At 48.0% G+C, this 17487-nt stretch carries 29 protein-coding genes; 19 read left to right on the top strand and 10 right to left on the bottom strand.

Features of this window, described 5'->3' with window-relative positions; genetic code table 11:
• Positions 1-10: 10 nt before the first annotated feature.
• From NIES2104_RS31435 to NIES2104_RS29565, 4 genes are read left to right on the top strand one after another with little or no spacing between them, the layout of a single operon-like run.
• Positions 11-913 carry an element excision factor XisI family protein gene (locus NIES2104_RS31435; protein ID WP_059002579.1) on the top strand — a complete coding sequence of 301 codons (903 nt, stop codon included), beginning with the start codon at positions 11-13 and terminating at the stop codon, positions 911-913.
• A 53-nt stretch (positions 914-966) separates the two neighbouring features.
• Entirely contained in the window at positions 967-1833 is an 867-nt protein-coding gene (locus NIES2104_RS29575; RefSeq protein WP_225895348.1) for a nucleotidyltransferase domain-containing protein, read from the top strand.
• The gene (locus NIES2104_RS29570; protein WP_156427167.1) at positions 1821-2147 is read left to right on the top strand and encodes an O-methyltransferase; all 327 of its coding nucleotides are present in this window, start codon (positions 1821-1823) and stop codon (positions 2145-2147) included. The genes NIES2104_RS29575 and NIES2104_RS29570 overlap by 13 nt, the downstream gene beginning before the upstream one ends.
• A complete protein-coding gene (locus NIES2104_RS29565) occupies positions 2113-2805 on the top strand; it encodes a trans-aconitate 2-methyltransferase (RefSeq protein WP_059002573.1) in 693 nt (230 codons plus the stop codon). Before NIES2104_RS29570 ends, NIES2104_RS29565 begins: the two co-directional genes overlap by 35 nt.
• A gap of 117 nt (positions 2806-2922) precedes the next feature.
• Here the strand turns inward: NIES2104_RS29565 and NIES2104_RS29560 are convergent, their stop codons facing one another.
• Together NIES2104_RS29560 and NIES2104_RS29555 are read right to left on the bottom strand one after the other, a co-directional pair.
• The gene (locus tag NIES2104_RS29560; protein WP_059002570.1) at positions 2923-3411 is read right to left on the bottom strand and encodes a GNAT family N-acetyltransferase; all 489 of its coding nucleotides are present in this window, start codon (positions 3409-3411) and stop codon (positions 2923-2925) included.
• A 42-nt stretch (positions 3412-3453) separates the two neighbouring features.
• Positions 3454-3957: a MarR family winged helix-turn-helix transcriptional regulator gene (locus tag NIES2104_RS29555; RefSeq protein WP_059002568.1), complete on the bottom strand. Its 504-nt coding sequence runs from the start codon at positions 3955-3957 to the stop codon at positions 3454-3456.
• 108 nt (positions 3958-4065) lie between these two features.
• Here NIES2104_RS29555 and NIES2104_RS29550 point away from each other — a divergent pair, with 108 nt between their 5' ends.
• Entirely contained in the window at positions 4066-4521 is a 456-nt protein-coding gene (locus tag NIES2104_RS29550; protein WP_059002565.1) for a DMT family transporter, read from the top strand.
• A gap of 25 nt (positions 4522-4546) precedes the next feature.
• Here the strand turns inward: NIES2104_RS29550 and NIES2104_RS32575 are convergent, their stop codons facing one another.
• Positions 4547-4774 (bottom strand): EamA family transporter, encoded by a 228-nt coding sequence (locus NIES2104_RS32575; protein ID WP_192843685.1) that lies wholly within the window; start codon positions 4772-4774, stop codon positions 4547-4549.
• Between the two features lie 6 nt (positions 4775-4780).
• Between NIES2104_RS32575 and NIES2104_RS31430 the strand changes: the two genes are divergently transcribed.
• The 4 genes from NIES2104_RS31430 to NIES2104_RS29530 all read left to right on the top strand — a co-directional run bounded on the left by NIES2104_RS31430 (position 4781) and on the right by NIES2104_RS29530 (position 6731).
• Positions 4781-5191: an HlyD family secretion protein gene (locus NIES2104_RS31430; RefSeq protein WP_072218277.1), complete on the top strand. Its 411-nt coding sequence runs from the start codon at positions 4781-4783 to the stop codon at positions 5189-5191.
• Between the two features lie 27 nt (positions 5192-5218).
• Positions 5219-5365: a hypothetical protein gene (locus tag NIES2104_RS32105; RefSeq protein ID WP_156427165.1), complete on the top strand. Its 147-nt coding sequence runs from the start codon at positions 5219-5221 to the stop codon at positions 5363-5365.
• Positions 5352-5549, top strand: coding sequence for a hypothetical protein (locus NIES2104_RS29535; RefSeq protein ID WP_059002562.1), 198 nt, complete (start codon positions 5352-5354; stop codon positions 5547-5549). Before NIES2104_RS32105 ends, NIES2104_RS29535 begins: the two co-directional genes overlap by 14 nt.
• A gap of 615 nt (positions 5550-6164) precedes the next feature.
• Positions 6165-6731 carry a hypothetical protein gene (locus NIES2104_RS29530; RefSeq protein WP_156427164.1) on the top strand — a complete coding sequence of 189 codons (567 nt, stop codon included), beginning with the start codon at positions 6165-6167 and terminating at the stop codon, positions 6729-6731.
• A 557-nt stretch (positions 6732-7288) separates the two neighbouring features.
• Here the strand turns inward: NIES2104_RS29530 and NIES2104_RS29525 are convergent.
• The 3 genes from NIES2104_RS29525 to NIES2104_RS29515 all read right to left on the bottom strand — a co-directional run bounded on the left by NIES2104_RS29525 (position 7289) and on the right by NIES2104_RS29515 (position 8841).
• On the bottom strand, positions 7289-7657 hold the full coding sequence (locus tag NIES2104_RS29525; protein WP_059002558.1) for a hypothetical protein: 369 nt from the start codon (positions 7655-7657) through the stop codon (positions 7289-7291).
• Entirely contained in the window at positions 7654-8322 is a 669-nt protein-coding gene (gene lexA / locus NIES2104_RS29520) for a transcriptional repressor LexA (protein ID WP_082690184.1), read from the bottom strand. Before lexA ends, NIES2104_RS29525 begins: the two co-directional genes overlap by 4 nt.
• 123 nt (positions 8323-8445) lie before the next feature.
• Entirely contained in the window at positions 8446-8841 is a 396-nt protein-coding gene (locus NIES2104_RS29515) for a hypothetical protein (RefSeq protein WP_059002554.1), read from the bottom strand.
• A gap of 161 nt (positions 8842-9002) precedes the next feature.
• Between NIES2104_RS29515 and NIES2104_RS29510 the strand changes: the two genes are divergently transcribed.
• The 3 genes from NIES2104_RS29510 (at position 9003) to NIES2104_RS32775 (ending at position 10984) form a co-directional block, all read left to right on the top strand.
• A complete protein-coding gene (locus NIES2104_RS29510) occupies positions 9003-9839 on the top strand; it encodes a hypothetical protein (RefSeq protein WP_059002552.1) in 837 nt (278 codons plus the stop codon).
• Positions 9840-10312: 473 nt separating this feature from the next.
• Positions 10313-10585 carry a hypothetical protein gene (locus NIES2104_RS29505; RefSeq protein WP_059002550.1) on the top strand — a complete coding sequence of 91 codons (273 nt, stop codon included), beginning with the start codon at positions 10313-10315 and terminating at the stop codon, positions 10583-10585.
• A 183-nt stretch (positions 10586-10768) separates the two neighbouring features.
• Positions 10769-10984, top strand: a complete 216-nt coding sequence (locus NIES2104_RS32775; protein ID WP_202815242.1) for a hypothetical protein — start codon at positions 10769-10771, stop codon at positions 10982-10984.
• A 265-nt stretch (positions 10985-11249) separates the two neighbouring features.
• On the opposite strand, the gene NIES2104_RS29495 is transcribed toward NIES2104_RS32775, so the two are convergent.
• From NIES2104_RS29495 to NIES2104_RS32100, 3 genes are all read right to left on the bottom strand, one after another.
• Entirely contained in the window at positions 11250-11759 is a 510-nt protein-coding gene (locus NIES2104_RS29495) for a hypothetical protein (RefSeq protein ID WP_059002547.1), read from the bottom strand.
• Between the two features lie 82 nt (positions 11760-11841).
• Complete coding sequence (locus NIES2104_RS29490) at positions 11842-12750, bottom strand: glycosyltransferase family 39 protein (RefSeq protein ID WP_059002544.1); 909 nt, start codon at positions 12748-12750, stop codon at positions 11842-11844.
• 192 nt (positions 12751-12942) lie between these two features.
• Positions 12943-13113: a hypothetical protein gene (locus tag NIES2104_RS32100; RefSeq protein ID WP_156427163.1), complete on the bottom strand. Its 171-nt coding sequence runs from the start codon at positions 13111-13113 to the stop codon at positions 12943-12945.
• A gap of 227 nt (positions 13114-13340) precedes the next feature.
• Between NIES2104_RS32100 and NIES2104_RS29485 the strand changes: the two genes are divergently transcribed.
• Entirely contained in the window at positions 13341-13598 is a 258-nt protein-coding gene (locus NIES2104_RS29485; protein WP_059002543.1) for a helix-turn-helix domain-containing protein, read from the top strand.
• Between the two features lie 420 nt (positions 13599-14018).
• Positions 14019-14267 carry a hypothetical protein gene (locus tag NIES2104_RS29475; RefSeq protein ID WP_059002541.1) on the top strand — a complete coding sequence of 83 codons (249 nt, stop codon included), beginning with the start codon at positions 14019-14021 and terminating at the stop codon, positions 14265-14267.
• Positions 14268-14344: 77 nt separating this feature from the next.
• Here the strand turns inward: NIES2104_RS29475 and NIES2104_RS29470 are convergent, their stop codons facing one another.
• Complete coding sequence (locus NIES2104_RS29470) at positions 14345-14875, bottom strand: hypothetical protein (RefSeq protein ID WP_192843684.1); 531 nt, start codon at positions 14873-14875, stop codon at positions 14345-14347.
• 124 nt (positions 14876-14999) lie between these two features.
• Here NIES2104_RS29470 and NIES2104_RS29465 point away from each other — a divergent pair, with 124 nt between their 5' ends.
• The 5 genes from NIES2104_RS29465 to NIES2104_RS29450 all read left to right on the top strand — a co-directional run bounded on the left by NIES2104_RS29465 (position 15000) and on the right by NIES2104_RS29450 (position 17248).
• The gene (locus NIES2104_RS29465; protein WP_059002536.1) at positions 15000-15827 is read left to right on the top strand and encodes a hypothetical protein; all 828 of its coding nucleotides are present in this window, start codon (positions 15000-15002) and stop codon (positions 15825-15827) included.
• A 168-nt stretch (positions 15828-15995) separates the two neighbouring features.
• The gene (locus tag NIES2104_RS32570) at positions 15996-16139 is read left to right on the top strand and encodes a hypothetical protein (protein ID WP_192843683.1); all 144 of its coding nucleotides are present in this window, start codon (positions 15996-15998) and stop codon (positions 16137-16139) included.
• Positions 16140-16173: 34 nt separating this feature from the next.
• Positions 16174-16434, top strand: coding sequence for a helix-turn-helix domain-containing protein (locus tag NIES2104_RS32565; protein WP_059002534.1), 261 nt, complete (start codon positions 16174-16176; stop codon positions 16432-16434).
• Positions 16395-16676 (top strand): winged helix-turn-helix domain-containing protein, encoded by a 282-nt coding sequence (locus tag NIES2104_RS32560; protein ID WP_192843682.1) that lies wholly within the window; start codon positions 16395-16397, stop codon positions 16674-16676. The genes NIES2104_RS32565 and NIES2104_RS32560 overlap by 40 nt, the downstream gene beginning before the upstream one ends.
• Positions 16673-17248 (top strand): IS630 family transposase, encoded by a 576-nt coding sequence (locus NIES2104_RS29450; protein ID WP_156427161.1) that lies wholly within the window; start codon positions 16673-16675, stop codon positions 17246-17248. The genes NIES2104_RS32560 and NIES2104_RS29450 overlap by 4 nt, the downstream gene beginning before the upstream one ends.
• Positions 17249-17487: the final 239 nt, after the last annotated feature.

Genomic DNA, 17487 nt, shown 5'->3' with positions numbered 1-17487 from the left:
CAAGTGATTTATGTCGAGAGATAGTGCTTCGCTGCTGGATATTTTCAAGGCGGCAGAGCAGGTCTTGCAGTTCGCTGAAGGTTTAACGCTCCAACCGCAACAAACGCAAGCCTGCATCACTCGCGCTCAGGAATTAGCCAAACAAGGACTAAGCGAAGCCCGTCGATCCGTTTGGTTGCTTTATCATACAGATTCTGCCGCCAATAGCCTACCAGATGCGATCGCCCGATTGATCGAACAAATGACGACTGGAACCACAGTTCAGATTGCGCTGAACGTAGAGGGAATGCCTTACTATTTAGATGCGCCCATCAGTTTGAATCTATTGCGGATTGCTCAAGAATCGCTCACGAATGCGTTGCGTCATGCCAATGCTCAAACGGTTCAAATCAATCTTAGCTACGCCCCTGAGCAAGTTCAGATTAGCGTCCGAGACAATGGCTGTGGCTTCGATCCTCAGACCATCCGACCAGGGTTAGGGCTGACGGGAATTCGCGATCGCGATGATTCCGATCGTCGCTCTCAAGCGCGGCATTGCCAAACCATAGAATCTTTCACTCATTCAATGGATACCCGAAGTGTATTAGATCAGTATCAGCAAGCTCTAAACCCGATTTTGCAAAGCTACTGTGAAATTCTGAATCGCGCCAATGACGGCACCACCAGCAAAGTCATTGTCAGCGACAATCACACCCGTTATCTGATCATCACCGAGGGGTGGAGCGGTAAAAAACGGATTCATGCGCTGGTGTTCGACGCTGAAATCCGTGGCGATAAACTCTGGCTCCACCACGATGGACTTGACCACGGCATCACGCCTGAACTTGTCGCCGCAGAGATTCCCAAATCCTCGATCGTGCTTGCCTTTCACCCGCCCCATGTGCGTGAGCATACAGAGTACGCGCTCTCCTAGTCATTCGCACAGCATCGGCTTTCTGCCCTCGCTAGTTCAGAAGCTTATTTCTTATGGATACTATGCCGAATCGAACTCAGTACTTATTGGAATTAGCCAAAGGCAATGTCAAAGCCTACATCGCGAACCCAAAAACGAAAGCAGTAATGGTGACAGGCTCGGTTGCAGAAGGGCTATGCGATGAATACTCGGATTGTGACGTGTGCCTTTACTATGACGAGTTACCTTTTGAAGCTGAACTACAGCTTGCGCGTCAGCAGAATCAAGGGGCAGAACTGATCGAGATTTTGGGAAATCGACAAGACGGTGCGTTTGGCGAGAGTTTTCTGATGAACGGCATCGAATTCCAATTTGCTCACGCCACGATCGCGCAATGGGAAGCGGAGATATCGAGCGTTTTAGAGCGGTTTGAGGTTCCTTCTCCAATTATGAAAATGCTACACGGAACCTTGATTGGGATTCCGCTACACGGTGAAACTTTGATTGAACAGTGGAAAGCGAAAGTCGCCAACTATCCCGATCAACTCGCGCAAACAATGGTGGAGAAGCATCTAAAATTCTTCGCTGTTTGGGGAATGCAAGAAAAACTTGCCAAGCGGGATACAACGCTCTGGTATCACCAAATTTTAGTTGATTCAGCCCAAAATCTGCTCGGTGTGCTGTCTGGGTTGAACCGCTTATATTATTCAACGTTCCAGTTCAAACGGATGAGTAGGTTTATCGAGCAGATGGAGATTGCTCCCGAGAATCTTGGCAGTCGTCTCGAAAGCTTGTTTCACGACGAGCCTTTTATTGCAGTGGATCAGCTTGAAGTATTAGTTCGAGAAACGGTGGAACTGGTCGAGATCCAGATGCCGCAAGTCGATACTGCCTCAGCAAAACGAAAATTAGGATGGAGACAACAACCGTGGAAACTTTAGACCAACAGAAAGATATTAAAATTCCCAAGACGATCGAGAAGACTTTAGCAGACACGAGTGCGATCGATTTTCAGATGACCTCTGAGCCACTCACAGGTGTTTTGTTGAGAACATTAGCAGCGAGTAAGCCTGCGGGACGTTTTCTGGAACTAGGTACGGGTACAGGCGTTTCTACAGCTTGGTTACTCGACGGCATGGATCAGGACTCAGAGATGATCACGGTTGAGCGCGATCGCAGCTTCCAAGTGCAGCATTCCAAAGCTATAATTGGGTTTTACAATGCGATGCCCTCGTTGCTTACAAAATGTCAATGAAACGGCTCAACGCTGTCACTGTGGGTTCGTGTTTGATGCAGTGACCCCATCAGAGCTAGGAGCTTGGTTCGATGAGCTTCAGCAAATTCTAGAGTGCGCCTACACAACTGCATCGACTCCTTGGCAGCAATCTGGAAAAAGCGGCACATTTGAGGAATGGACACAACTGCGAGTGGCAAACCTAGCAGCAGTTGACCGACCCGGACAGTATCTCGATATGGGTTGTGCAAATGGATACTTGCTGGAATGTTTAGTCGCCTGGTCACACTTGAAGGGAGTGGAATTAGTTCCTTACGGGCTTGATTACTCAGCGGAACTCGTTGCTCTAGCTCAGAAACGTCTACCCACCTATGCGAATAACTTCTATGTTGGGAATGCCTGGAATTGGACACCACCACACCGATTCGACTATGTGCGGACAGAACTTGACTATGTGCCACGCAACTATCAACAGCAATTTGTCGATCGACTGGTCAGAGAGTTTGTTGCCCAAAATGGACGGTTGATGATTTCTCAGTACCGCAATCGCGACGATGATTTGACCCAGGGTTGGATCGATCAAAATTTGGCTGTCTGGGGCTTTGAAGTGACGGCAGTACACTCAGGGTATAGCTCAGAGGGTTTAGAACTTTGTAGAGTCGCAGTCTTGCAGGTATGAGTCTTGCAATGAGTTGTTTTGCGATGAAATGCGAAAATCGAGTGCGATCGCAAAACGACATGGCAAATCCAGCACAGCTTTTTTGAACCACAGCGACGAACTTTTATTTTTCGTTTGTCATCTCTGCACTTCTCTCCATTCAAGCCGTAGAACACTGTAGATATAGTCGTCCCAAAGCTTTCCATCTAATTCATGATGTTCTCGCAACACTCCATCTCGGTGGAAATTTAGTTTTTCAAGCAGCTTGATCGATGCCAAATTGAACTCAGCCGTTTGACAATATAACTTGTTCAGTGTCGTTGTCGAAAACAAATGCGTGATGGCGATGTCTAGCATCTGTGCTCCGATTCCTCGTCGCCGCAATTTCGGATTGACCATGTAGCCAAACTCAGCCGATCGATTCCGGCAGTTGATATCAAAATAGGCAAACCGTCCGACTAATTCATCGATTCCATCCATCCTGAACGAAAATGTGATCACTTCATGGTCTGGAGGAACTCGCTTTCCATTCAGAATTGGGCGACAAGTTCGTTCTTCAAGACGACTGACTTGGTTCCATTCAGCGAATATACGCTTATGTTGATCGGATGCGAGTTCAAACTGCATACCTTTACCACTCCCTGTAAACGACTGCTCTGCCAATTCGCTTCAATCATCTTGCTGTACTTCAAACGAAATTAATAGCTTACGCAGCAGACCCGCGAGGGCTTCACGTTCCGACTGCTCTAAAGCACTCAGGGCAAGATGCTCGTTCGTCACGTGAGCTTCAACCGCTTTCTCAATCACATCAAAGCCTTTATTGGTTAGTTGAATCAGCGTTCCTCGTCGATCGTTTGGATCAGGAATCCGCTGAACTAGCTCAACTTTCTCTAAGCGATCGATCCGATGCGTCATCGTTCCAGAAGTAACCATCAGCGTCTGAAATAACTCAGTTGGCGAAAGTTGATAAGGCTGACCAGAACGCCGTAATGCTGCCAGCACATCGAATTCTGCGATCGTCAATCCAAATTCTGAAAACGTAACTTGAATCGCTCGTTCTAAATGCTTCGATAACCGTCCCATGCGTCCAATGATGCCCATTGGAGAAACATCCAAATCCGGACGCTCCCGCTGCCACTGCGCCAAAATTTGGTCAACCGGGTCAAGTTGCATCGTCTGCTTCCTGTGAATCTCTCGACATTCAATATCTTGACATCAAACTACTTGATCATAATCTTGATATTGAGTATCTTGATATCAAGATATACAAGAGGATTTTGTATGGAAGGACGATCCATTTACCTGCTGGCAGCACTTGCAGGCGGGGCAATTCTACCTGTTCAAGTCGCGCTGAACACGTTGCTGCGTCGATATGTTGGCGAACCGATGCAAGTGACGTTTGTTTCTTATTTGGCGGGGACTCTGGCATCGCTTGTGATTTGCTTGCTGTCGCGGTACTCACTGCCTGCAACGACTTCTTTGGCACAAACCTCGTGGTGGATGTGGATTGGGGGGTGCTTGGGCACGTTGTATGTTTGGTCAACGATTTTCGCCACACCGAGAATTGGAGCCGCACTTGCCTTGGCATTAACGATCGCAGGTCAGATGATTGCGGCTCTGTTTCTCGATCATTACGGTGCGATCGGGCTGACGAAATACGCTGCCAGTCCGACTCGAATTGCTGGAGTAGTGTTCGTTGTGTTAGGTGTTTCCCTAGTCGCTTATGTTAAGCGATGATGGATTAAGGATAGTTAGGGCTTTCTCATGCGGATGAGGAGCGCAGGCGATTCGCACAGTAAGAGGATGCGATCACAAACACAGCGCCAATCCATTGAACAAAACTTGGCTGTTCACCCATTAAGATCATTGCACTCGCAACACCAAAAACGGGAACTAACGCGACGTAAAACGCAGCATAGTCAATCAGCGACAGTATCAAGCTGCGATCGCTGCCGTCAAACAAGCTCAGGCACAAGTCGAAAACGCTCAACTGCAATTGTCCTACACCACGGTTACCACCCCGGTTGCTGGTCAGATTGGCAATAAAACGGCTCAGGTTAGGCAACGAGTTCAACCCGGTCAAACACTAATGTCTGTGGTCTCAACACAGCCTTGGATTGTCGCAAATTTCAAAGAAGCACAACTCGCAAAGATGCAGCCGGGACAGGAAGTCGAAATTAAGCTCGATGCCTTTCCCGATCAACTCTTCAAAGGCAAAATCGATAGTCTTTCTCCAGCCTCTGGAGCCAAGTTTGCGTTACTCCCTCCCGACAATGCGACTGGAAACTTTACTAAAATCGTCCAGCGCGTTCCGGTGAAGCTCGTGTTTGAACCGGACAGCATTCGAGGCGTGGAATCGCGCCTCATGCCGGGAATGTCCGCTATCGTTACGGTAGCTACTCGTTGAAGTTCATCATGATGCGCTCTCCTGCTGATGTCGATCGCTGTCTCGAAAACTGACAAGACGAAATCGGGCATTGCTTTTCTCTACCGAGCGCTGTCTCAAGCTGAGAAACAACCTGCCCTGGCTGAAGTTTATCGTCGCCTTGCGTTGACTGAACAAGCTCATGCCGAAGTTTAGGAAGAAAAACTACGACGTGCAGGTTATCCGATTCCACAGCGTCGAATTGGCTGGAGAACGCGGTGCCTTCGGCTCTCGCTTTGCGAGTCTGCTAGCATTGTTAGCCAAATGGTTTAGTCCACAATTTGTCTTGCCGACCATCAACGCAATGGAGCAGGTGGATAGTCATAGCTATGATGTTTAGCCTGATACTCATAGCACACGACTCTCGATCGAAGAACGCTCTCATGCTCGACGACTACAAGCGATTAGCAACAATTCATCGCAAGGCATCGAAGGCAGTACGATAGCTCCGCTACACGGGTACGTGCTCGCCCAGATCGAAGGAGACATCGTACTGCTGGAGGCAATACTCTCAGAGCGGCTGTGTTAGGAGCAAATGATGGCTTGATGTCCAATCTTAGTTTAGTTATGGAATCGAGCTAAGTGGAGAAAGCAAGCTCTGAACTATGTGTATTCTTCAAACACAGTTACTAAACAAGAGAAGCTCAATCAAGCTCTTGGTCGATTAGCGTGTCGTGCTTTAGATGAGGAAGCATCACCATTCCGTCTATCGTATGAGTTGGTATTTTCTGAACTCGGTGATCCTGATAAGGAGGGTTCTAATTTCTGGTTGGCTCTCAATCTTGGCTGGCTACAAGTCGCTAGAAATTCTGATAAGTTCTCTGAAAAAGTCTATACATTCTTTCACCCAACATTTTAGGAGTATTTTGCAGCACTAGCGATCGACGATTGGAGCTTTTTTCTAAATCATGTTCCTCATAATCCTCGCAAAGGAACTTATCAAATTTTTGATTCATTGTGGAAAGAAGTGATTTTATTATGGATGGGAAAAACAGAGATGCGGTCGAGCCAAGATGAGCAAGTGCGGCAATTTCAAGAAAGACTCATTGAATCTTTGATTGAATTTGAAGATGGATGTAATAGCTTCTATTCTTATCAGATATATCTTTTATTAGCTTATGCCTTGAATGAGTGGAAAAGTACTCATGATGGTCAACTTATTGAATACCTCTTGGAGATAGCTTTTGGGAAATTTGATGCAATAGGTGAAGTTGATAGTGTTTTCTCAAGAGAAGCGAGGAAGGTACTTAAGGAGTCTAATCTCAATAGAATTACAGAAACAATACTCAACATCCTTGAAACTATACGAGGCGAAAGAGCTTGCTTGAAGCTTGCTGATGCTTTATTAGAAGTAAATCCTGCTGCTCAAGACGCTGCCATGATTATTCTGGGGTCTAGTCTCGGTAGCAAGGATGATTATCTTACAGGCTATGCAAATCTAATTTTAGGAAAAACGGCGCGGACCAAACAACAAAAGGAAGTCGAGCAAAATCCTGAGAAGAAAGTTAAGCTTTTTCACTAAGGAAACGCCATTGAAGTAGAAGATTTCTTGATCAATGAGATTAAACAAAGTGTCGAAGAATTTTTACAGCAATCAACTTCATCTGTAGGTAATCAATTCAAGAGCCAATTGCTAACTCAAGATTTAGAATACATACTAAGCCACTACAGTCAGAACTGAACCTTTCGCTATCCAATTGTAAAAGTCTTCCGACAAATCTTCTACGGTGATTCAGATGTAGTATTTAGCCTAGCAGACATATTATGCCAAGGAGATATGAAACTATTTGAAGCAGTCACTCTCAGTCTGATGGAAATTACAATTACTGTGGATCAGTGCTCGCAATTGGTAAACAAATTAAAGTCATGTATGATTTGCCAGGACGATACTTTAACCTCTTATGAAAGAAGAAAATATGCCTGTGAAGTTCTCTGTTCTGTTGAATGGCTCGTTTGAAGAAATGCTGCTAGTTTGACTGTAATTCTTCAGTTTCTCGTGAAGCTATATTCTTGGTGAGAGCGGAGAGTGGAAGCGCGATCGATTTCATTTTCGTGTTCAAAGCTCTCTGCAAGCCTTTCCTACTCATCTAGCCACAAAGCATTCAGTTGTTGTGCAACTTGAATTACAGTTGATCGCTCGACAACGACAACTAAGACCGATATGCCCACCAGCAGCACTGTACTGCGCGACCAGCATCCAGGCTCTACTTCTGCCATCACTGTATCTCCAGGCAAAAAGCCGCCGCGTGCCTGAAACTCGTAATCGCTCACGATGCGATCGTGCCGTAATGCTAGTTCATCATCTGAAACCTGCTGGTAATACTCTGCAAGCTCAGAGTACTGCTCGGTCATCCAGTCATCATACTCAGCACAATCCCAATCTTCACGATCGTCTTCCAGCTCTACTTCGGATAGCTCTAAATCTACATTGCAAGTACTATACGTCATCGATAACTGTCCTCCCACAATTTCCGCACCAATCCTACATACACTCCTTGAATCTCGACTTCGTCAGCAGGAACAATCGTCGGAGGATAAGCAGCATTGGCAGGTTGTAGCGTCACCTGATCGCCCTGTCGATAAAAATACTTCAAAGTCGTTCGTGTTCTTTCCCTCGCAGCCACGATCGTCCCTGCTTTGAGGGTTCGAGCATTCGGTTCTGGACGTATGATAATCAAATCATTGTGGTCGATCAAAGCACCGATCATACTATCGCCGCGAACTTGTAGCACGTACCACGCATCGCTTCCCTTCGGTTTACGTCCAGGCAACTCTAGCCATTCAATCGGTGCATCTGGAAAAATTTCCACCAAGCGATGCGCCGAGATCGTTCCCAGAATCGGGAGCCGAAAGTTAGGAACGGTAAGACCATACCTTTCGCCGTTCTCGTGTCGCCATGCTTCAGTAAATCGAATCGTTCGCGAGATCTGTCCAACTTGAACCAACACGCCTTTTCTCACCAGGATTGCGACCAGCGATTGAACTGGATCTGGCGAGGTATAGTCCAACCCCACGATCATCTCCCGAACGACGGGACTGCATTGGAATCGGCGCAAATAGTTTGCCAACCAATCGACAAGACGCTGTTGCGCGGGTGTGAGAGGAACCATCATGTTCTCATATAGTAGTACAAATACTCTACAAGAAAAAAGCAGCTTGTCAAGCTCAGAAATTCGTGACGTGTGAGAGTGATCAGAAAGGATTCATTGCTCACTGAGCGATCGCGCTTCTGACACTTACGGAGTTTCCGGCAACAAGCGAATAGTCCAGAGGTCAGCTAAAGTGCCTCCGCCAGCAGTCACGCTCCCATTCAAAGCCGGGTCAGCACCAATGCCGATGCTCAACGAGCGTCCCAATGGAAGCTGTCCGACTTGTCCATACCCAATTATATTATTGGGGTCGCGAATGATCGGCTGACTCAGCCGAATGACGAGTTGACCGCCATTCACGAAGTAAATCGTTGCCCAATCTCGCTGGAACTTGACTTGAGCTTCAAACACGCCACCCGTCGCAGAGGAATAAACTTTGGCAGGGAGTTTTCTGCCGTCGATCGTTTTACCGTCGTATTCAGCTGCATGTGTAGGCGGCATCATTGCAATCAAAATGGATGCAGCGAAAGTCAATAATTTCATAGCTCAATCTTGTGCTGTTCCTTCTAGGGTAGTTCAGCGGACGAGAAGTGAGTCGGCTGTTGCCTGCTGCTAGCAATTTGAGGACTATCTATGGATTTTGTCTTCATTCATCGTTAGTTTTGCGTGAAAATAGACATGACAGGTTCATTTCTCTCTCACTCATGCCGCTGATTCCTGCGCTCTCACTTCCCCCTGGATATCGCGCTCAGTCCGAAGATACCAGTCCTGAAATTGACTGGATTCTGTTTGAGCGGTTGCGGCAACTCTCTTTGACCGAACGAGTCGATCGCTATTGTGCCTTTAACATTGCAATGCGATCGCTTGGAGTCACACCCCGAACTTGTCGAGCCGTCGCACTGAAAAGACTTGGTGCCGAGTGGATCAATTGTTTGAAATATCCAGAGGCAGAACCGATGATTCTTGACCCGATCGCGTTTAGCCGCAAAGTCATTGCGATTCTTGATGCTTTACAGATCGAGTACTACGTGGGTGGCTCATTTGCCAGTTCAATCTATGGCGAAAGTCGCAATACTCGCGACATCGATTTCGTGATTGAGATCAATCGTCCCCAAGTACCACCACTAGTCGATGCGTTTCTGGCTGAAGATTTCTACATTAGCGAAACTGCCGTGATCGAGGCGATTACAGACCCTGATCCCCGCAAGTCATTTAATGTGCTCGACCATCGCAGTATTGAAAAAGCAGATCTATTTATTCTCAAGAACGAACCCTTCGCCTACAGTCAGATGCAGCGGCGACAACTGCTCGACCTTCCAGGCATGCCGATCTTTGTCTGCTCTGCCGAAGACATTGTGCTGCAAAAGCTGGTTTGGCGATCCAGTACCAATTCAACTCAGCAGTGGCAGGACATCTTGGGTGTGTTGAAAGTTCAAGGCAACGCTTTGGATCAAGACTATCTCGCAACCTGGGCGACTCAACTGGGGGTCTTGCCCGAATTGAACCGTGCCCTGCAAGAAGCAGGATTCGGTTCGACATAATCAAGGCAACTCGTGATTTGCGATCGCACGAATTGCTTCAACCCGTTCGCCTCAAGATGGCTGGAGGCGAGTGATCACAATGATGAAACTGCACTACTAGGATCTAATTATCATGCAGCCGACGATCGGAGTATGCGCGAGACAAAAGAAGATTGACCTGACGCAGCTTTAAGTCATTTTGCTGCTTGCTATTGCTAGATCATCTATCGTTACGATCGCTCCTGCTTTGTTCCAATCCGATAGGACATCTGCGAGTCTCGAATTTTGGCGTTTTGCTCATTTTGGTGTCGAGAGTCTTAAACCATTCTGAACCTCAGCATTTTTCCTGAAAAGACTCATGTTAGACTCGCTCCACGTCGTGTTTGCAACTGCACTCGAACAACGAAAAAACCCATTTTTTGCCCTGTTCAACAATTGAATAATCTGGAAGACAATAGAATCACGTCACCTCATTCATCGCTGATCCCAATCCTATGCTGAATCGTCTCAAACAAACGGTCGTCGTTCAACCTGGTGGACTCATTCAAGTCCAATCTCCTGACCTTCCCGTCGGGATGACGGTCGAAGTGATTATCCTGATCCAACCCTCTCCGCAATCGGCTGAAGTTCCTCTTGCTGCATCTCGTAGCCAGTTTCAACATCGGCGGGATCAGATTATTGCAGCAGGCATTCCACTCCTTACAGATGAACAAATTGAACAAGAAGTCGCTGAGCGGCGGGGTGGTTACCGTGAGGATGCCCGATGATTCGCACCTTTATCGATACAGGGGTTTTCGGGTCTCAGCCAGCAACAGTCGATCAACCTCCTCAGAGACCCCAATCGTGAATTCTGCTGTAGCCCGTTTCTCAGACTAGAACTGCTTCCCAAAGCAGTCTATAACCCACAACAAGCGGAGGTCACGTTTTACGAGGCTTACTTTGCGGGCACGTTGTGTAGCGAAGCTATCGTTTCGCATTGGGCGATGGATCTCGATGCGATGCTACAAGCGGCTGAACGCGAGGTCGCTCAGTTCGGTTTGGGCGCGATGGATGCCCTGCATATCGCCGCTGCTGTTGCGCTGCAAGCAGATCAATTTATCACGAATGAAAAACCGGAAAAATCCATCCATCGCACTCCTAGCATTCCCATCCTCTCCCTCCGCTGAAATCCAAATTGAAATCGCGTCAAGCAACAGAAAGGACAGCTTGATTCTCAAACACACTCTAATGATCACGATGTAGACGACTCTCATGCAACTGAATCTAGCACAACAGACGTGGGCAATTTGACGCTTCATCATTTTCTCCGAGACACCTCCCTCGATCACCAAATGTGGACAAGTTCCTGTCATTGACGGGAGACAACTTTTAGCTTGCAGAATTCTATGATGTCGATCTTCACTGTTGTCGATCGCGCAAGGGACGACTCTATCAATGCGTTGAAGTCACAAACCATTCATCGCGGTTTAAGCTGCCACAACTCTCCTTGCAAACTCGCTTGTAAGCGCGACCATATTTTCGCCGCAACGACTCTAGCAAGGACTCAGACGGATTGTACAGAAAATACTGATAGCCCTCAGGCAGGATTGGAACTTGTGGCTCGACGACAAGCTGAACCCAGGTGGATGGCTCTAGCCGATGCAAGAGTGTGAACAGTACGCCGAGCGATCCATCTGTACCAGGAAGGCGATTGGGAGCGCGATTGATACTTCCGATCAACAGCGGATGCGGTGCTGCATTAATGATTTGGGCAATTCGGGGATGCTCTAGTTCCCGGTAGTAATTTAGACCCCCTTCGACTTGTACGTGAACTGCTCCCGTCACTACAGCAAACAAGAGTAAGCCAGAAATCAGACCGCACCTGTGGCGCGGTCGTCGTTTTGTCGCACTGAGCTTCACCGCCATCAAGTAGGCAATGGCAAGATGTAGCCCAGATAACAAGGCATCAGATAGCGATAAGCCGTGGATCGACGTGAATCGGTGAGAACATCGGGTAGAAAGAGGGCGACAAACGTGACTCCTATCAGAGACAACAGGAACCAGCGGGCGGTGCTTTGATCATTAGGAAATACAAGGCATCAGCACTGATCCAAATCGTTGCCAGGACGACGGGTGGAATGGTGAGCCATAGCCTGATCGCAATCTCAGCGTGAGGCAGCTTAGAAAAGGCATGCGGAATTGCCACAAAGGAGAGTGCCAGATTAAACCCATAATTGCCCCAGCGCTCAATCAGGGTCATTGGATAGCTCGACCAGAGATTCGTGTCGATAATCTGCTGCCGCGACTGCCAGATCACGAGTGCCCAGGGCAAAAACGCGATCGCAGCGCCACCGATGGCGAGCAGAAATGCTTTAACCGTTTTGCTTAGCTGGAAAGCTTCCATTTTCCCTAGATACAGGGCATGGCTGACTATAACGAAAACGGTCATGGGAAAGGTGTACAACCCGATTGTGCAACTGAAAGCATACGAGATCCAAGTTTGTCGCTGCGGGCGGCGCATTGCTCGCAGTAAGAGCAGCGACGAAAGTAAAATGGTCACCGTCCAGAATCCATATTCTCGAACTTCTTGAGCAGTGAGAACGTGAAGCGGAGATACACAGACCAGTGCCACTGCAAACCACGCAGCCAGGGGGAGCGCGAATAGTTCAAGGCTCAGCCAGTAAACGGCAGGCAACACCAAGAGGCTTAGGAGACTGGAGAAACTGCGAATCGCGGCGATGGAGTCTCTGAAGCGTTCGCTCCAGAAGCGTAGGAGAACATAATACAGCGACGGATGCTGAGCATCTTCGATCGCTAAACTTCGCACGGTATCGAGCCACGTCCTGTCATTGTGAACGCTTTGATAAAGGTTCAGATCCCAAATCTGCATCAGCGTCCCAGTAAACACATTGCTAATCAGTTCGCGTTGAGTGTAGCCGGAAAGTCGCAGCAACGAGAAGAATTCGTCGCCCCAGTAGGATGATGATCGAGGTTGAAAAAGCGGAAACAGATGCCCAGGATGATCAGTATCGCAAAGCCAGCGCGCCGATCAATGAGAAACTTCCAAAGCTGTCGCATTGTTGAAAGCGTTGATGATGTGAACTCAAAAGTCGCTGCACCCCCCGAACGAGTGTGAAAGGGTTTGTCAGAAGTCTCGTCGTCCACAATTTGGTTGTCGAATGTCAAAGTGATCCGCATCGTTGCGAGATTCACCCACTAGCACTCCATAAATCGTGAGAGCTTTGGCATCAACCCAGACTTTGCGATCGCTGAGCGGTTCTCGCTTTTCAGACAGGTCACTCACGGGCAAACTCATGCCATGCTCCTCAAAGGTTCAAGATCTGATGATTGCTCAACGCTAACCGGGATTGGACAAGTTGAAGGATCGACTCAGCACGACGGGTTTAAGCCAAGTGAGATCGATTGATCGTCCAGTCGGCAGCTCCAACTTAAGATTGCTGGGTATGGAAATCAGTCAGGAATGCCGTCCTCCTAAAATATCCGATTTTGGGATATTATGCTAGACCCTGTAGCTTGCTCGTCATGAGCGGCTCCGTGTATTCTGACCAGTATCAAGCCTTTTTACAACGACTGAAAGCGGCACGTCGCGCTGCTGGGCTAACGCAGCGGGATGTCGCCACCTGTCTGAACGTCCCACAATCTTACGTCTCGAAATGCGAATCGGGCGAGCGTCGGATCGATGTGATTGAGTTGACGAAATTTGCTGAGCTTTACCAGCAGTCTTTGGATTATTTTGCGTATGGGCACAACGATGCTGCGGATTCCCAAAAGCGGGATTGAATTCAACGAGGGGAGCAATGGATCAAGGATTGCTTTGCTCATGCCCATCGCCATTTGATTTAAATGTAACCTCCAAATTGTTCCGCTGATTGCAGCGATCGTTGCCAGATGAGCGACAACCCAATTCACAACTTGTCTCATACCCGATTTGCAGACAGATGATGTTCTCAATTGAGCCAGACTCGATGAATGAGTGCAAGCGATACTGCTCAATCGATGTCGTGACGACATGGATTTTGAAGGCTAGAGATCCTAGCTCATGGGTCATGCTATATTCGCAGCACAAGGAGCAAAGTTGCGCCCAAGCGTTCGCAAAGCGCCACGTAAACAAGCAGTGGAGGGAAGTTCGCGACAGCGATCGATTCCTGGTTGCTCCTAACAATAACCTGATGATTTTTGACAGATAACGAGGGAAGAACAATGGCATGTCAAGGAGCTATCCCGCCTACTGAGGCGGAGGTCAAACAAGTGGTGGCAGACGTAATGGCGCTACTGTCCTCGAAGTATCATCTCTATCGAGAACCATTCGAGCAGTACAAGGCACGAATGATGCCAACTTTGAGGAAGGAAGAAGTCCAACGACGGCAACAACAGCGCCAAGCTACAGATGAGGCACTGGAACGAGGGATTTATGAAGTGCTGTGGCAAGACCGCTTTGAGGCGTTTTAGCCCGCCTTTCAGAACGGCGCGACGTGAGTTGTTCCGGCTCATTGAACCCTGATGACCTCGATTTTACCGACACGCCATCAGGCACGAGCGAACCGATCGGGTTTGCCCTGAATTTTCTGCAATAGACCTTTGCGAACAGCATGATTTGCAGCAATCGCGACGCTCATTCTCGCTTTTTTTAGGTCAGCCGTATCGAATGGCTCATAGAGATCCTCAAGCAGTTGGTCGATCGATTTTGACTGTTTCGGTTTGATCGCTTTGACGATCGCATTCATCAGTTTCGAGGACTGGAAGGCTGGCTTAATCTTTGCGGCATCAAATCCAGCTAGCTCAGTTGACTTGGGTGCAGGTTGGGAAGGTTTGGCAGTAGAAGGCTTCGATTTTGGTTGAGCCGATTGAGCCTTGGAAGTTGGCTCGATCTGCGTCGGGACTCCGAGCAGGTGATCAATGTGCTGCACGAGCTGATCAATAGTGGCGGCAGTTTGCGAGGTCACAGTCTCAGTCAGACGATCGCGTTCTTGCTGTAAGCGAGTATGTTCTTGTTGTAACTGGACTTTAACGGCAGAAGTAAGCGGCATAATCGTTGAAGTGCAAGAATGACGGCTCATTGTACGTTAAATTCTGCAATGGGAACAGTTTTAGTTCAAATCTCTTCGATCAAACACTTTATCTTGCCTTGACGGCAACTCGCTTTAGCATTAGAAGTAGTAACACTGACTGCGAGGTTTGATCATGTCACGCCCATCCTTTACTCGCTTTGCTCAACACTACTGGGCGACCTTACTTGCCGAGTTTGGAACTGTCTACCTCGATGAACCCGTCCCCCGCGCTCCGACTCTGAGAGTGCATAAATATCCTTCGCGCTCCAATTTCGGGACGACGGTCTTAGAGACATTGACTGCAAATCAGCCCTCAGTGTGGGTCAGTCCTGAAATCGTTGCAGAAGCAGAACTAGTCGATGTGCTATTTGAACCTAATTTAGAGCAATCCAGAACAGCACTGGGACTTTTGGGAGCATTGATCACTGCACCGTGCATCATCGAGACGCTGCGCTCCATCCCCACGACTCGAAACTTCAGAAAATGTTTTGGCAACGGGTTGCGCTGGCAAGTCGAATCCGATGGTGGCATCCTTCCCATCGATGCAATGTCTGGCGATGACTCCATGATCGAGGACTCCAGTGAGGATGAAACTGAGGAACTCGAAAAGCAATTGATCGTAGTGGTTCCCAGTATGACCGAAAAGCAATTAGCAGGTTGGGGTGCGGAACCTAATCATCGCAATGTTGCAGGACTGTATGAGCTAGCACCAATTTGGTGTACGACGATCGTGCTAACCCGCGAACTTCCCCCCACTGCGGAGACATTGTGGTTGAGATTACTCAGTCGAGGAGCAGCCCAACGTGCGGCGATTCAAGAACTGATGCAGCTTGATTCCAGTCATCCATTCCGAGATGTAGTCCTCCGATCGTTGCAGCACTGGTATCAGCAGATGGGACGAGAACAGACTGGACGAGAAAGTCTGGAAACGATGCGGCTCCTCAGTCAGATTGAGATCTAATATTCAGGAGGAATCAGCGAAAGCTTTTTCAGTAGATCTGCATCGAATGCCCATAAATCTGATCTCGTGATTGATTGCGATCGGGCAGAGCCTCTACAAGTGTCATTTCAATCTATGCTGCTATGAAATACCCCTAAGATCTCGATCGCAGAATCCACCCCTTCGGTCATGACGCTGGTGACTAAAAATAACGGCATGATTTTGCTGACCTCGATTGATAGAATGTGGAATCGAACGACAATGACAAGTCTCCCACAACCGCGATCGCTGCATGGTGCTCATACCAAATTGAAAAAAGAGAGTGACAAATGAGATACTGAGTTCTGCCCTATAGAGAAAAGCAGCAATGGCAGGTGTTACCCGCATCGAAATCCGAGAAACCGTAGCAGAACTCGAAGCCTTAATTCAACAGCAACGCAATCCAAATCTAAAAGAGCGATTGCAAGTGTTGTACTTGCTGAAGTTACCAAATGCGATAAGCATTCGCGAAATTGCAAAAGTCGTCGGACGGAATCGAGGCAGCGTCCAACGCTGGTTGAGCCAGTACCGCAGAACGGACTCGCAGGCTTGCTCGAAACTCGGCACAGTCCGGGACGACCCCAAGTGATTCCGGCTTGGGCAGTGGACAGCTTAAAACGGCGCTTGGATGATCCGGAGACAGGCTTCGGCAGTTACACGCAAGTGCAGCAGTGGTTGTCCGAAACCTTGAACGTGGAAGCCGAGTATGCGACAGTGCATCATCTGGTGCGATATCGCTTGGGCGCAAAGTTGAAAGCCGCCCGTCCGGTTCATGCCAAGCAGAATTCTGAAGCCCTTGAGGCATTTAAGCAAACCTCAGCGACGACCTGATCCTGCTCAAACAGTATGCAGCAATTGTAAAACCGGAATTTAAGCAACTTCGCTACTTTGCCCAGGACGAAAGTCGGTTTGGGTTAAAGACGACAGTTGGACGCTTGATCACAAGTTTAGGCGTGAAACCATTGGGTATCTGGCAATGGCAGTTCAACGCCTTTTGGATCTATGGGGCAGTAGAACCAATCACTGGACAGCAGTTCTTCCTGCAATTCACGCATGTTGATAGCGAGTGCTACCAATTGTTTCTTGAACAATTCTCTCAAGCCTATCCCGATAGTCTCAACATTCTCCAAGTCGATAACGGGGCTTTCCATAAAGCCAAGGATCTGGTCATCCCTGACAACATTATTTTGCTCTTTCAACCGCCTTATTGTCCTGAATTGAATCCAATCGAACGGTTGTGGCAGCACTTGAAGAAGGATTTGCGCTGGGCACTGTTTCAGAACCTGATTCAACTGCAAAATAAAGTGGACGAACTCATTGCCGATTTAACTACGCATACCGTTGCTTCTGTAACTGGTTTTAGCTTTATCATAGATGCACTATCTGTCGCAGGTATCAGTTGATTTGGTAGCACAGGCAGACCAAGGGTTAGCTTTCGCTTGGGCAGTGGAGCGGTTGAAACAGCGATTAGCAGAGCCAATTAAGTTCAAATGCTATGGAGCTTGCAACAGTAGTTGAGCAAGACACTGGGGATTCAGGCGGAGTACGCTACAGTGCATCAAATCTATTATTGAACTGTTCTCTAATTACTTCAACAGTTTTGCTGGAGATTTTCTAGGGATTATTTGACATTAGAGTTAGT

The sequence above is a fragment of the Leptolyngbya sp. NIES-2104 genome, from assembly GCF_001485215.1.
In the GTDB taxonomy this organism is placed as follows: Bacteria; Cyanobacteriota; Cyanobacteriia; order Leptolyngbyales; family Leptolyngbyaceae; genus Leptolyngbya.
The sequence above is the reverse complement of the archived record's forward strand: the minus strand, read 5'-3'. Positions and strand labels throughout refer to the sequence as shown.

Coding starts and splice junctions, on each gene's coding strand:
- NIES2104_RS32565 (WP_059002534.1), top strand. CDS start 16,174: ATGGCAGGTGTTACCCGCATCGAAATCCGAGAAACCGTAGCAGAACTC.
- NIES2104_RS29475 (WP_059002541.1), top strand. CDS start 14,019: ATGGCATGTCAAGGAGCTATCCCGCCTACTGAGGCGGAGGTCAAACAA.
- NIES2104_RS29575 (WP_225895348.1), top strand. CDS start 967: ATGGATACTATGCCGAATCGAACTCAGTACTTATTGGAATTAGCCAAA.
- lexA (WP_082690184.1), bottom strand. CDS start 8,322: ATGATGGTTCCTCTCACACCCGCGCAACAGCGTCTTGTCGATTGGTTG.
- NIES2104_RS29525 (WP_059002558.1), bottom strand. CDS start 7,657: ATGACGTATAGTACTTGCAATGTAGATTTAGAGCTATCCGAAGTAGAG.
- NIES2104_RS29535 (WP_059002562.1), top strand. CDS start 5,352: ATGCCGAAGTTTAGGAAGAAAAACTACGACGTGCAGGTTATCCGATTC.
- NIES2104_RS32100 (WP_156427163.1), bottom strand. CDS start 13,113: ATGAGTTTGCCCGTGAGTGACCTGTCTGAAAAGCGAGAACCGCTCAGC.
- NIES2104_RS29515 (WP_059002554.1), bottom strand. CDS start 8,841: ATGAAATTATTGACTTTCGCTGCATCCATTTTGATTGCAATGATGCCG.
- NIES2104_RS29555 (WP_059002568.1), bottom strand. CDS start 3,957: ATGCAACTTGACCCGGTTGACCAAATTTTGGCGCAGTGGCAGCGGGAG.
- NIES2104_RS29510 (WP_059002552.1), top strand. CDS start 9,003: ATGCCGCTGATTCCTGCGCTCTCACTTCCCCCTGGATATCGCGCTCAG.
- NIES2104_RS29470 (WP_192843684.1), bottom strand. CDS start 14,875: ATGAGCCGTCATTCTTGCACTTCAACGATTATGCCGCTTACTTCTGCC.
- NIES2104_RS32105 (WP_156427165.1), top strand. CDS start 5,219: ATGTCGATCGCTGTCTCGAAAACTGACAAGACGAAATCGGGCATTGCT.
- NIES2104_RS29505 (WP_059002550.1), top strand. CDS start 10,313: ATGCTGAATCGTCTCAAACAAACGGTCGTCGTTCAACCTGGTGGACTC.
- NIES2104_RS29485 (WP_059002543.1), top strand. CDS start 13,341: ATGAGCGGCTCCGTGTATTCTGACCAGTATCAAGCCTTTTTACAACGA.
- NIES2104_RS29550 (WP_059002565.1), top strand. CDS start 4,066: ATGGAAGGACGATCCATTTACCTGCTGGCAGCACTTGCAGGCGGGGCA.
- NIES2104_RS32570 (WP_192843683.1), top strand. CDS start 15,996: ATGACGCTGGTGACTAAAAATAACGGCATGATTTTGCTGACCTCGATT.
- NIES2104_RS29465 (WP_059002536.1), top strand. CDS start 15,000: ATGTCACGCCCATCCTTTACTCGCTTTGCTCAACACTACTGGGCGACC.
- NIES2104_RS31435 (WP_059002579.1), top strand. CDS start 11: ATGTCGAGAGATAGTGCTTCGCTGCTGGATATTTTCAAGGCGGCAGAG.
- NIES2104_RS29560 (WP_059002570.1), bottom strand. CDS start 3,411: ATGCAGTTTGAACTCGCATCCGATCAACATAAGCGTATATTCGCTGAA.
- NIES2104_RS29565 (WP_059002573.1), top strand. CDS start 2,113: ATGCGATGCCCTCGTTGCTTACAAAATGTCAATGAAACGGCTCAACGC.